Genomic DNA, 12756 nt, shown 5'->3' with positions numbered 1-12756 from the left:
TGGCCGCCCACGACCTCCGCTCCACCGCCCCCGTCTGAGGAATCCTCATGCTCCGCTACATGCTGCGCCGGCTCGCGATCTCTGCGATCACCGTCGTCGGGCTCGTGCTGGTCGTGTTCCTCGTGGTGCGGATCCTTCCCGGTGACGCCGCTGCCGCCCGGCTCGGTCCCGAGGCCACGCAGGAGGACATCGACGCGCTCCGCATTCGGATGGGCCTGGATCAGCCGATCTGGGTCCAGCTGGGCGACTACCTCGCCGGTCTCGTGCGGGGCGATATGGGCACCGCGATCTCCACGGGACGGCCGGTCGCGGACGAACTCTTCGCACGACTGCCAGCAACGATCGAACTGGCCACCGCCGGCCTCGTCATCGCGCTCGTCGTGGGCTTTCCGCTCGGGATGCTCGCAGCCTCGAAGCGGGGCCGCACCTCAGACGCACTCGCCCGGCTCTTCGCCGTGCTCGGATCCAGCATGGCGCCAATCTGGCTCGGGCTGCTGCTGATCTACGGTCTCTACTCGCTCGCAGGGCTCCTCCCGGGCCCGGTCGGCCGGCTGCCGATCGGCACCTCGCCACCGACCACCATCACGGGTCTGTTCGTGATCGACGGTCTGCTCACCGGCAATACAAGCGCGGTCTGGCAGGCGTTGCGCGCGCTCGCGCTGCCCGCCCTCACCCTCGGGCTCGGCGCGTCCGCTGCGGTGCTCAAGATGGTGCGCTCGGCGATGATCGCCACCGAGGACGCCGGCTTCACTCGCACCGCCCGCGCCTACGGCGTTCCCCCGCTTCAGGTGCTCTGGCGCGACCGGCTCCGCAACGCGATGCTGCAGGTCCTCACGGCGATCGGCCTGGTGATCGGCTTCCTGCTCGGTGGCAACGTCATCGTGGAGCGGCTCTTCAGCTGGCCTGGCATGGGGCGCGTCGCCTACGACGCGCTCGGCTCCAACGACCTGGAACTGCTGCAGGGTTATGCGCTGATCGTCGGCGTCATCTACATCGTCCTGAACTTCGTCGTTGACCTCGTCTACGGCTTCATCGATCCTCGGATCCGACTCGGAGGGCGGGCCGCATGACCGCCGTCACCGCTACCCCCGACCTTGTGCGCAGCTCGCCGCGTCGGCGCCGTCCGTTCCTCGTGATCGGAGTGATCGTCATCGGCGCGCTCCTGCTCATCGGGATCATCGGTCCGTTCGTCGTGGCAGACCCCGCGGCACGGATCGCCACACCGTTCCTGCCGCCGTCGGCCGACCATTGGTTCGGCACCGACAGCTACGGCCGCGACATCCTGGCGCGCTGCGTGCACGCGATCCGCCTCGACCTCGCGCTCGGCGTCAGCGTCGCCGTACTGGCGATGGTCCTCGGTTCCGCCGTCGGCGTCATCTCCGGGTACCTCGGCGGCAAGGTCGACGACGTCGTGATGCGGCTGGTCGACATCCTCATGGCCTTTCCCGGTTTCATCCTCGCGATGATCCTGCTGGTCTCGGTCGGTGACTCGATCCCGAACCTCGCGGTGGCTCTCGCGATCGCCCAGATCGCCCCGTTCGTCCGGCTGGTGCGTGCCAAGGCGCTCAGCGAGCGCGAGCTCGACTACGTCGCGGCCGCCCGCGTTTCGGGCGCCGGCTGGTTGCGGACGGCGTTCGCGCACGTGCTGCCGAACTCGATCCGACCGGCTGCCGTGCAGCTCACGCTGGTCTGCGGCTACTCGATCCTCAACGTCGCCGGACTGGCCTACCTCGGAGTCGGCATTCACCCACCGACCGCCGAGTGGGGCGTGATGGTCGCCGAGGGCGCCTCCAACATGCTCACCGGACAGTGGTGGACGGCGTTCTTCCCGGGTCTGCTGATCGCCGTCACCGTGGCAGCCCTGCACTTCATCGGTGACGACCTGGCGGGAGACTCCGCATGAGTACACCGCTCCTGACGATCGAGGGACTCAGCGTCACGGCAGAGGCCACCGGCGCGGAGATCCTCACCGATGTCTCGCTGGAGATCGCCCCCGGCGAGATCGTGGGTCTGGTCGGCGAGTCCGGTTCCGGCAAGTCGATGACCTCGTTCGCCGCCATGGGCATCCTGCCGCGAGGCGTGCGACAGACGGCAGGTCGCTTCACGGTCGACGGCGAGGATGTCACCGATGCGGCGGAGCGCTCGGTTGCGAGCCGGTTCGCGATGATCTTCCAGAACCCGCGCGACTCGCTGAACCCGCTGATGCGGGTCGGCGAACAGATCGCGAGGATCGCGATCCTGCACCAGGGAATGTCGCGCGGGCAGGCGCGGACCGCCGCCGCCGAGATGCTCGAACGGGTGCACATCCCCGACGCCGAGCGCACCGCACGCGCCTACCCGCACCAGCTCTCCGGCGGGATGTGCCAGCGTGTCATGATCGCAATGGCACTGGCCTGCCGCCCGCGGCTGCTGATCGCGGACGAGCCGACCACCGCGCTGGACGTCACCGTGCAAGCGCGCATCCTCGACCTCATCGTCGAGCTGACCGAGGAGACCGGCTGCGGCGTGCTGCTGGTGACGCACGACCTTGGGGTCGTCGCCGAGACCTGCGACCGCCTCAACGTGCTCTACCGAGGCAGCCTCGCCGAGACCGGCCCTGTGGCCCAGGTGCTCAGCTCGCCGCAGCACACCTACACGCGCTACCTGCTCGAGTCCGCGAACGAGCTGGAGGACTCCGATGCCACTTCTTGAGGTCACGGACCTTCGTCGAACCTTCCAGGTCCGCGGGCACGAGGTCCGCGCACTCGACGGCGTCGACGTCACTCTGGGACGCGGCCGCACCCTCGCCGTCGTCGGCGAATCGGGCTCGGGCAAGTCGACGCTCGGCACGATCGTCGCCGGGCTCCAGCCACCCTCCGCAGGCGAGCTCCGCTTCGACGGCGAGCCTCTGGACAGCAGACGTCTGCGCGGCCCGGAGCGTCGGCGGATCCAGATGGTGTTCCAGAGCCCGCTGCAGTCGCTCAACGCCAAGTACCGCGTCGAGACCACGCTCACCGAGCCGCTGCGGCTCCTCGCGGGTCTGAGCCGGCAGGATGCGGCTACCCGCGTGGACGAGCTGCTCGCAGCCGTGCATCTGCCGACGAACCTGCGCACCCGACGTCCGGCGGAGCTCTCCGGTGGTCAGCAGCAGCGCGTCGCGATCGCCCGCGCTCTCGCCGCCGACCCCGAGCTGATCGTGCTCGACGAGCCGACCAGTGGCCTGGACCAGTCGATCCGCGGCCGCATCGTCACGCTGCTGCGTGAGTTGCAGGCCGAGCGGGGCCTCAGCTACATCTTCATCACCCATGACATCGCCGTCGCGCGCGCCTGCGCGCACGAGGTTGTCGTGATGCAGCGCGGTCAGATCGTCGAGCGCGGTGACCGCAGCGTGCTCGACGATCCCCAGCACCCGTATACGCAGACGCTGCTCGCCGCCGTGCCCGGCATGGATCCTGCGCGAGGCCGTCGCCATCGGGCGGCAGTCGCAGCCGATCCCAGCGCTGCCCTCGATCCCGAGCCCACATCCTTGGAACAGGTCACCCCTGTGCCAACTGACGACATCGACACAGAGGAGAGCTGAACCATGCGCTTCGGACTAGGCGTGCCCACCGGAACGGAAGGCCTGATGTACCCGGTGCCGTACGCGGACCCCGAGCAGGCCGTCCAGCTCGCCGTCGAGGCCGAGCGGCTCGGCTTCAACAGTGTCTGGGGCAACGATCACGTCACGACCCAGCAGTACGTGCGCGCCGAGTTCGAGCAGCCGCCGCGGTACTACGACCCGTATCTCTACCTCGCCTACGTGGCGGGCCAGACCACGACGCTCGAACTCGGCACCGCGATCACGGTGTTTGCCTTCCGCAACCCGGTCGTGCTCGCCAAGCAGGTCACCACCCTCGACCAGCTCTCCGGAGGCCGGTTCAAGCTCGGCGTCGGCATCGGCGCCTACCGTGAGGAGGCCGAGGCGATGTGGCCGGGCGCCCGCATCCATCGCGGCCGTCAGGCCGAGGAGTACACACAGGCCCTGCAGCTGCTCTTCAGCGAACGCCGTGCCTCCTTCGCGGGCGAGTTCGTGAACTTCAACGACGTCGAGTCCTTTCCCAAGCCGCGCCAGCGCACGATCCCCATCTTGTCCGGCGGCAACTCGACCGGCGCGCGCGAGCGGGCCGCCCGGTACGGCCACGGCTGGCTCCCCGCCGTGCTGACTCCCGACGAGGTTGCCGCCGGCATGACGGCGATCCGTGAGCTGGCGGACGAAGCCGGCCGGGTGCTTCCGGAGGACTTCGACGTGGCCCCCCAGCTGTCGGTCTCGATCGGTCGCGACACGGCTGACGCCGTAGCGAACTTCGAGACCTCGCAGCTGTACCAGCACATGCGCTCGCTCTCCTCCAGCACCCTCAAGGACCAGGACACGGCCGACTTCGCCAGCCGCAACCTCATCGGGAACGCCGAGCAGATGCTGGCCCAGGTCCGCGCTTACGCCGCCGCCGGCGTCACCACTCTGTCGGCACTGCTGTTCGCGAAGAACACGGTCGAGGAGACGATCGACGCGATGCAGTGGTTCTCGGAGAACGTGATCGCGCCGTACCGGGCCGAGACCGGAGACGTGTGGCCGGCGGGCTCAACCGCATCGGCGTCCGCACAGACCGAAGGACGTGGAGCATGAGCAGCCGCCTGATCGATCCCGCGCTCATCGAGGAACGTCGAGCCCGCCTGCGCGCTGCACTCGAGGACGCCCCGTTCGATGCGGCGTTGGCGTTGAGCAGCGCGAACGTCGACTACGCCACGGGGTACCGCAGCGTGTCGGCGACCGTGCACGGTGTCTCGCCTCTCGCCGCGGTCGTCACCGACACCGAACTCGCCGTCGCGGGTCCGGTGGCCGACTCCGCACCTGGGTTCGACGCCGGCCTGGTGGAGAGCGACTACAGCGCCTACGGTCGGTTCTTCTTCGAGTCCGATGACGGCACAGCCACCGCGACCGGCCTGGTCGAGCAGCACGCCGACTACGCCGCAGCGATCGAGGCCGCGGTGCGCCGCGCCGGGGCCGGCGGCAAGCGCGTCGGTATCGACGCGAACGCGTGCCCCGTGCCGCTGCGAGAGGACCTGGCTGCCCGGCTCGCCGACACCGGCCTCATCGACGCCAGCGACTGGTTCGCCTCGGTGCGCTCGATCAAGCTCGACGGCGAGGTAGCGCTGCTCGAGCGCGCCGCGCGGGTCGTCGAGCAGGCGATGCTGACGGCGATCGACCACGCCGAGGTGGGCGCCACCGAGGCCGAGCTCGCGCGGATCGTCGCGGGCGAGCTCGTTGCGGCCGACATGGAGCCGCGCTTCATCGTGGTGACGTCAGGACCGCGGTCGGCGCTGGCCGATGCCTACGCGACCGACCGCGCGCTTGCGGTCGGTGACCTGCTGCGCTTCGACGTCGGCGGCATGTACCAGGGGTACTGGGCCGATCTCGGTCGCACCGCCGTCGTCGGCGAGCCCACCGAGAGGCAGGCACGCTTCTACCAGGCGATCCTCGACGGCGAGGATGCACAGCTCGCGCTCGCTCGACCGGGGGTCCTGGCCGAGCACGTCTTCGCGCGCGCAGTCGAGGTCGTCGAGCAGAGCGGACCGGCTCCCTACCGGCGGCAGCACTGCGGCCACGGGATCGGCTTGGAGGTCTACGAGGCGCCCATCATCCGCCCCGACACTCCGGCACCGCTGGCGGCCGGGCAGGTGTTCTGCTTCGAGACCCCGTACTACGAGATCGGGTGGGGCGGGATGATGGTCGAGGATGCGCTGGTCGTCACCGACGACGGTGTCCGCATGCTGAGTGACCGCGGCCGCGAGCTGCAGGTGATCGAAGCATGAGCGCCCACGCGAGCAGCGCCAGCGCCTACCTGGGCCACCTGACGCACCCGATCACCGGTGCCCGGGTCGAGGAGGCCGATGCCTACCTGCCCACCGCCGTCGACGGCGGACACGTCTACGCCGTGCCCGACTACGACCTCGACGGGCTGCGTGGGCTCGAGACCACCGACGACCCGGGCCTGTTCCGGTACCGGCCGCTGCTCCCGATCGACGGCGGACCCGTGGTCAGCCTCGGCGAGGGTGGGACCCCGCTCGTGCCGCTGCCCCGGCTCGGAGCAGACCTCGGCCTGCCCGGGCTGCTCCTCAAGGACGAGTCGCGCAATCCGACGTGGTCCTACAAGGACCGGCTGGCCGCCGTCGCCGTGACGAAGGCGGTTCAGCAGGGACGTGACACGGTGGTGGTCTCCAGCACCGGCAACCACGGTGCTGCGGTCGCGGCGTACGCGGCACGCGCCGGCATCCGATGCGTGGTGCTGACGCTGGCGTCCGCGCCCCTGGCGATGACCACACTGATGCAGTCGTACGGCGCCGTCACGCTCGCCGTCGAGAAGCCGACCGACCGTTGGCTCGTGATGCGGGAGCTCGTGCAGGCCCGTGGCTGGGTCCCGATGTCCGGCTTCGTCGGGCCGCCGGCGGGCTCCAATCCGTTCGGCGTCGAGGGTTACAAGACGATCGCGTACGAGCTGCACGCGCAGCTCGGCGGCGTGCCCGACGCCATCGTCGCGCCGGTCGCCTACGGCGATGCCCTGGCGGGGCTGGCACGCGGCTTCGAGGAGCTCGTTGCGCTCGGGATGAGCACACAGGTGCCGGCGCTGATCGCTGCTGAGCCGTTCGGCCCGTACGAGGACGCCCTCCAGCACGGCTGGCGCCCGACGGCGGCCCAGCCCGCAGGCTCGACGGTCGCCTTCTCGATCGGCAGCCCGATGGCGACCTGGCAGGGCTGGGACGCGCTCTCCCGCACCGGCGGCGCCGCCGCCTCGGCCGGTGATGACGCGACGATGGCGGCCCAACGGCAGCTGGCCGGCCTCGAGGGCCTGTTCCTCGAGCCGTCCTCGACAGTTGCCGTCGCGGTACTCCCCGAACTCGTACGCAGAGGCACCCTCACGGCCGATCAGCGGGTCGTGGTGCTCGGCACCTCCACGGGCCTCAAGGACGTGCCGACAGCAGCCTCCCGCCTGCCAGAGACCCCGATCATCGAGCCGACGGTCGCTGCCCTGGACGCGGCGATCGCGGGATGATCGCGCCATGAGGATCGGGATCGCGCCGTCGGGTCTGCGCTCAGCCGCCGGTGCCGTGCGGATCGCCCGGCAGGCCGAGGACGCCGGCCTCGACGAGGTATGGGTGAGCGAGGACTACACCGAGCGCGGAGCTTTCGCCGTCACAGGTGCGATGGCGGCCGTCACCGAGCGGGTACGGATCGGGATCGGGGTGATCAACCCATGGACCCGGCACGTGGTGCTGACCGCGATGGAGGCGCAGGCGCTGGACGAGATTGCGGGCGGCCGCAGCATTCTCGGGCTCGGGGCAAGCAACGCCACCTGGATGTCCGGCCGGCTGGGGATCGAGTTCGCACGCCCCATCGCCGTCCTGTCCGAGTACACCAGGGCGCTGCGCCGCCTGCTGGCGGGTGAGCACGTCGACGATGTGGTGCAGGGGCAGCACCTGCGCACGGCGCTGGATGCGCAGCCACCGCGCACGATCCCCCTCGTCTGGGGCGTGAAGGGACCGCGGGCGCTGGAGCTCGGCGCGCACGAGGCCGACGGGTTGTTCCTGTCGGTGCTGTCGTCACCGGAGTACGTGCGCTGGGTGGCTGCGACGTACGGCACCTCGGAGCTGACCGCCTACGCGACGTTCTCGCTCGACCCCGACCGCGATGCCGCCGTAGACCGGCTCCGTGAGCACACCGCGAAGTACCTCGGCCTGCACGGGGCGTCCGCGATCACCCAGCACGCCGGGATCGACCAGGACGTGGCGGCCGAGATTCGCCGCCGGTTCCTCGCCGGTGAGCCTGCCACCGCGCACGTCGACGATGCGATGGTCCGCGCTGTCACGGTCGCGGGCACCATGGAGGACGCGGCCGCCCGGATGATCGCCTACCGCGATGCCGGCCTCGCCTCGCTCGTCGTGATCGATGACGGCGGCACCGATCCCGAGCACCTCGTCGACGGTGTCATGGCTGCTGCCCGGCTGGCTGGCCTGCGCTGAGCTGCTCTGAGGCCTCCAGCGCGACGACGAGCCGGCTGAGGTCCCGGGGGCGACGCAGATCGAGCCCGCTCAGCTCCTCGACGCGGCGCAGTCGGTAGGAGACGGTGTTCTTGTGGACGCCGAGCACTGCAGCGGTTGCGCGCAACGAGAGCCGTTGGTCGAGGTGAGTCCGGAGTGTGACGAGCAGCTCACCGCTCAGGTCACCCAGATAGCGATCGACCAGCTGGCGCGCGAGCGCCGACTCGCGCCGCACCATGACCTCGAGGAGCGTGTCCGAGTACAGGTGCATCTCCCCCGGGTCACCTGCGACCCCGGCTGCCGCGAGCGCTTGACGACACGAGGTGCCGAGTGTCGCCAGCCCGGTGCACCGATCGCCGATGCCGGCCGTGATGCTGCACTCCGAGATCGGCGCGAGGGCGCGGGCGAGGTCCAGCATGAGCGCTTCCGGCTCTGCGTCCCACGGCACGGCGACGAGAACCACTGGCTGGCCCGTCTCCTCGACGACGCCCGAGAGTGCCGTGCTCCCGAGGGAGCGTGCCAACTCGGCGACGACGCGATGCCGTACCTGGTCTGCTGTCACCCGATCGATCGGAGTCCCGTCCGGTGCGGGCCACAGGCGCACAGCCGCGGTGACGAACTCGGTCCGGTCAGGGTCGGCGACACCGATCGCGATGGCGAGTTCTTCGAGCTCGGTCGTATCGATCGGGACGCCAGCTGCCAGCCGCCGGAACAGCCTCGGTTCGCTGAGCCGCCGGTCGGCCTCGATCTGGATCTGCAGGTGTGTGTAGGCATCGAGCATCGACCGCTCGAGGCTGTCGAGATCGCGCAGCAGCGCAGCGCGACAGGCGCGGGCTGTGGCGGTCCGCACCTGCATCCGATTGCACCACCCCTGCAGCTCCTCCAACAGCACTCGCTCCGCGGTGCGGAACGACTGGATCATCGCGATCGACGACACCCCCTGCAGCGCCCGACGCTCGCCGGTCCCAGCCGAACGAGCGAGTTCTCCGGGACTCGGCTCCCGCCACTCCAGCAGACACGTCACGACGTTGAGGACGCTCTCACGGATGCGCGCCGTGAGCTCTTGTCGATCCGGCAGGAACTGTGAGTAGCCGGGCACGGTCTGCCAGACCCTGCTGGCGATCGTCTGCAGCACGTCGTCGAGCTCGCTGAGCATCGCCCTCGCCACGCGTGCGACCTCCTCGGCGCCACCGCGAGGAAGGGCACCGCTGCGATTGACTGACTCCACCGGCACACCGTACGGCGCCGGCGTGCGAACTCGTTCGACAGATCCGAGGCACGGCATCGTATACGATCGGAGTCACGCAAGAGCGAGGGAGCTCATGACGACCAGACCAGCAGGGCGCTTCGCCGCGCTCCCCACCCGCCCTGGCAAGATCATCGCGATCCACCTCTCCTACGCCTCCCGCGCCGAGCAGCGTGGCCGGCGCCCTGCTCACCTCTCGTACTTCCTCAAGCCCTCGAGCTCCGTCGCCGGCTCGGGCGGCATCGTGGAGCGCCCCGCCGGGACCGAGCTGCTCGCGTTCGAGGGCGAGATCGCACTGGTGATCGGCACCGAGGCACGTGGTGTCTCGCTCGAGGACGCCTGGCGTCACGTCGGCTGGGTCACCGCCGCCAACGACCTCGGCGTCTACGACCTGCGCGCCAACGACAAGGGCTCCAACGTGCGCTCCAAGGGCGGCGACGGCTTCACGCCGATCGGCCCCACCCTGCTCGATACCCGCGATCTCGACCCCGCCACCCTCCGCGTGCGCACCTGGGTCAACGGCGCGCTCGCGCAGGAGGACACCACCGCCGGGCTCCTCTTCCCGCTCGCGCAGATGGTCGCCGACCTCTCGCAGCACCTCACGCTCGAGGTCGGTGACGTCATCCTCACCGGCACGCCCGCCGGCTCGAGCGTGATCGGCCCCGGCGACGTGGTCGAGGTGGAGGTGGACGCCCCCGGCGGCCCGAGCACCGGGCACCTCGTCACCACCGTGGCACAAGGCGAGGTCGCCTTCGACGGCGACCTCGGATCACTGCCCGCCGTCGACGACCACCAGCGCGCCGAGGCGTGGGGGTCGCGCGACGCTGCGGGGCTCCCAGCATCGGGCCTGGATCCTGCACTGCGCGCGAAACTCGACCAGGCTCCCACCGCGGGCCTGTCGGCCCAGCTCCGCAAGCGTGGACTCAACAACGTGATGGTCGACGGCGTTGCTCCGCTGCGCCCCGGATGTCACCTCGTGGGGGTGGCCAGGACCCTGCGGTTCGTGCCGAACCGGGAGGACCTGTTCGCCGGCCACGGCGGTGGCTACAACGCGCAGAAGCGCACCTTCGACGCCGTCGAGAGCGGCGAGGTGATCGTGATCGAGGCGCGTGGAGAGACCGGGTCGGGCACGCTCGGCGACATCCTCGCGCTGCGCGCCAAGGCGCGTGGCGCCTCAGGCGTGGTGACCGACGGTGGCGTCCGGGACGCCGCCGCGGTGGCCGACATCCTGCCGGTGTTCGCGGCAGGGCACCATCCGGCCGTGCTCGGGCGCAAGCACGTGCCGTGGGAGGGCGACGTGACGATCGCCTGCGGCGGCACCACGGTGCAGCCGGGCGACATCATCGTGGGTGACGACGACGGCGTGGTGGTCATCCCGCCGTCGCTCGCCGAGGAGATCGCCGCGGCCACGCTGGAGCAGGAGGCCGAGGACACGTGGATCGCGGCGCGGGTGACCGAGGGCCACCCGGTCGACGGGCTGTTCCCGATGAACGCCGCGTGGCGGGCGAGGTACGAGGCGGAGCAGTGACCGAGACGCCGACCCTCAGCAAGTCGCAGCGCGCGTACCAGTGGATCAAGGAGCGGATCGCCACCCAGCACTTCACGCCCGGGTATCGACTGGTGCTCGGCTCGATCGCGAACGAGCTCGACATGAGTGTGGTTCCGGTGCGTGAGGCGATCCGTCAGCTCGAGGCGGAAGGGCTGGTGACGTATCTGCGCAACGTCGGCGCGCACGTGTCGATGGTCGACGAGGAGCGCTACCGCGCGAGCATGCAGGCGCTGAGCCTCATCGAGGCGGCCGCGACCGCGCTGGCGGCTCGCCACCTCACCGCCGCCGACCTGCAGCGGGCACGCGAGATCAACCTGCGCATGACCGAGCTTCTCACCGACGGCGGCAGCTTCGACCCTCACGCCTTCACCCGCCTCAACAAGGACTTTCACGCAGTCCTCTACCAGCAGTGCCCCAACGCTCGGCTGGTGGAGCTCGTCGAGGCCGAGTGGGCACGGCTCGGCCACATGCGCGACTCGATCTTCACCTTCGTGCCCGATCGCGCCGGTGCGTCCGTGGCCGAGCACGAGGAGATCCTCACGCTCATCTCCACCGGCGCACCGATCGACGACATCGAGCAGCAGCTGCGCCTGCACCGTGCCGGCACGCTGCAGGCCTTCCTCAGCCGCACCGAGCACGCCACCGAAGGAGCCATGGCATGAGCACCCCGCCCACCGATGTGCACGTCCCGGCCGACCTGCCCACCCGGATCCAGCACTACATCGACGGCGTGTTCGTCGACTCGGTCGACGGCGACACCTTCGACGTACTGAACCCGGTCAGCAACGACACCTATCTGCAGGCGGCGGCAGGCAAGAAGGCGGACATCGACAGGGCCGTCGACGCCGCCCGCAGAGCCTTCACCGACGGACCCTGGCCCAGGATGCTTCCGCGGGAGCGCTCGCGGGTGCTCCACGCGATCGCGGACATCGTGGAGTCGCGGGACACCCGGCTCGCCGAGCTGGAGTCCTTCGACTCAGGGCTGCCGATCACGCAGGCGCTGGGGCAGGCGAGGCGCGCCGCGGAGAACTTCCGGTTCTTCGCCGACCTGGTCGTGGCGCAGGCGGACGACGTGTTCAAGGTGCCGGGTCGCCAGATCAACTACGTCAACCGCAAGCCGATCGGCGTGGCCGGGCTGATCACGCCATGGAACACGCCGTTCATGCTGGAGTCGTGGAAGCTCGGGCCGGCGCTCGCCACCGGCAACACGGTGGTCCTCAAGCCGGCGGAGTTCACGCCGCTCTCGGCCTCGCTGTGGGCGGGCATCTTCGAGGAGGCCGGCGTCCCGCAGGGAGTGTTCAACCTGGTCAACGGTCTCGGCGAGGACGCCGGAGACGCCTTGGTCAAGCACCCGGACGTGCCGCTGATCTCGTTCACCGGCGAGAGCCGCACCGGCCAGCTCATCTTCGCGAACGCAGCGCCCTACCTGAAGGGTCTGAGCATGGAGCTGGGCGGCAAGAGCCCGGCGATCGTGTTCGCCGACGCTGACCTCGACGCGGCGGTCGACGCCACTATCTTCGGTGTGTTCTCACTGAACGGCGAGCGCTGCACCGCTGGGTCGCGGATCCTCGTGCAGCGTGCTGTCTACGACGAGTTCGTGGAGCGCTACGCCGCGCAGGCGGCACGGGTGAAGGTCGGGTATCCGCACGAGAAGGCCACCGAGGTGGGCGCGCTGGTGCACCCGGAGCACTTCGACAAGGTGATGGGTTACGTCGAGCTGGGCAAGAGCGAGGGGCGGCTGGTCGCAGGCGGTGGACGCCCCGAGGGCTTCGAGACCGGCAACTTCGTGGCACCGACCGTGTTCGCGGACGTGCCCCCCACGGCGCGGATCTTCCAGGAGGAGATCTTCGGCCCGGTCGTGGCGATCACGCCCTTCGACGACGACGCCGAGGCACTCGCCCTCGCCAAC

The 12756-nt window shown here is 70.1% G+C and carries 12 protein-coding genes; 11 read left to right on the top strand and 1 reads right to left on the bottom strand.

All coding sequences use genetic code 11. From position 1 onward, the window contains the following. The first annotated feature begins 47 nt into the window (after positions 1 to 47). Genes ACOJSN_RS14690 through ACOJSN_RS14655 form a run of 8 tightly spaced genes read left to right on the top strand, consistent with a single transcriptional unit; the run spans position 48 to position 8034 of the window. Positions 48 to 1070: an ABC transporter permease gene (locus ACOJSN_RS14690; RefSeq protein ID WP_420113240.1), complete on the top strand. Its 1023-nt coding sequence runs from the start codon at positions 48 to 50 to the stop codon at positions 1068 to 1070. After that, positions 1067 to 1903, top strand: a complete 837-nt coding sequence (locus tag ACOJSN_RS14685) for an ABC transporter permease (RefSeq protein WP_420113239.1) — start codon at positions 1067 to 1069, stop codon at positions 1901 to 1903. The genes ACOJSN_RS14690 and ACOJSN_RS14685 overlap by 4 nt, the downstream gene beginning before the upstream one ends. Further along, positions 1900 to 2691 carry an ABC transporter ATP-binding protein gene (locus ACOJSN_RS14680; protein WP_420113238.1) on the top strand — a complete coding sequence of 264 codons (792 nt, stop codon included), beginning with the start codon at positions 1900 to 1902 and terminating at the stop codon, positions 2689 to 2691. The genes ACOJSN_RS14685 and ACOJSN_RS14680 overlap by 4 nt, the downstream gene beginning before the upstream one ends. Continuing rightward, entirely contained in the window at positions 2678 to 3559 is an 882-nt protein-coding gene (locus tag ACOJSN_RS14675; protein ID WP_420113237.1) for an ABC transporter ATP-binding protein, read from the top strand. The genes ACOJSN_RS14680 and ACOJSN_RS14675 overlap by 14 nt, the downstream gene beginning before the upstream one ends. Before the next feature lie 3 nt (positions 3560 to 3562). After that, positions 3563 to 4642: a TIGR03619 family F420-dependent LLM class oxidoreductase gene (locus ACOJSN_RS14670; protein WP_420113236.1), complete on the top strand. Its 1080-nt coding sequence runs from the start codon at positions 3563 to 3565 to the stop codon at positions 4640 to 4642. Then, positions 4639 to 5829, top strand: coding sequence for a M24 family metallopeptidase (locus ACOJSN_RS14665; RefSeq protein ID WP_420113235.1), 1191 nt, complete (start codon positions 4639 to 4641; stop codon positions 5827 to 5829). Before ACOJSN_RS14670 ends, ACOJSN_RS14665 begins: the two co-directional genes overlap by 4 nt. Continuing rightward, positions 5826 to 7067: a threonine synthase gene (locus ACOJSN_RS14660; protein WP_420113234.1), complete on the top strand. Its 1242-nt coding sequence runs from the start codon at positions 5826 to 5828 to the stop codon at positions 7065 to 7067. Before ACOJSN_RS14665 ends, ACOJSN_RS14660 begins: the two co-directional genes overlap by 4 nt. Positions 7068 to 7074: 7 nt before the next feature. Further along, positions 7075 to 8034, top strand: a complete 960-nt coding sequence (locus ACOJSN_RS14655) for an LLM class flavin-dependent oxidoreductase (protein WP_420113233.1) — start codon at positions 7075 to 7077, stop codon at positions 8032 to 8034. On the opposite strand, the gene ACOJSN_RS14650 is transcribed toward ACOJSN_RS14655, so the two are convergent. Further along, positions 8000 to 9280: a PucR family transcriptional regulator gene (locus ACOJSN_RS14650; protein ID WP_420113232.1), complete on the bottom strand. Its 1281-nt coding sequence runs from the start codon at positions 9278 to 9280 to the stop codon at positions 8000 to 8002. The genes ACOJSN_RS14655 and ACOJSN_RS14650 overlap by 35 nt on opposite strands. A 94-nt stretch (positions 9281 to 9374) precedes the next feature. On the opposite strand from ACOJSN_RS14650, the gene ACOJSN_RS14645 reads away from it, so the two are divergent. From ACOJSN_RS14645 to ACOJSN_RS14635, 3 genes are all read left to right on the top strand, one after another. After that, positions 9375 to 10826: a fumarylacetoacetate hydrolase family protein gene (locus ACOJSN_RS14645; protein ID WP_420113231.1), complete on the top strand. Its 1452-nt coding sequence runs from the start codon at positions 9375 to 9377 to the stop codon at positions 10824 to 10826. Further along, complete coding sequence (locus ACOJSN_RS14640; protein WP_420113230.1) at positions 10823 to 11509, top strand: GntR family transcriptional regulator; 687 nt, start codon at positions 10823 to 10825, stop codon at positions 11507 to 11509. The genes ACOJSN_RS14645 and ACOJSN_RS14640 overlap by 4 nt, the downstream gene beginning before the upstream one ends. Then, on the top strand, positions 11506 to 12756 hold a 1251-nt coding region (locus ACOJSN_RS14635; protein WP_420113229.1), incomplete at its 3' end, for an aldehyde dehydrogenase family protein. The genes ACOJSN_RS14640 and ACOJSN_RS14635, both read left to right, overlap by 4 nt.

Source organism: Pseudactinotalea sp. (assembly GCF_048594945.1).
Taxonomy (GTDB): domain Bacteria; phylum Actinomycetota; class Actinomycetes; order Actinomycetales; family Beutenbergiaceae; genus Pseudactinotalea.
The sequence above is the reverse complement of the archived record's forward strand: the minus strand, read 5'-3'. Positions and strand labels throughout refer to the sequence as shown.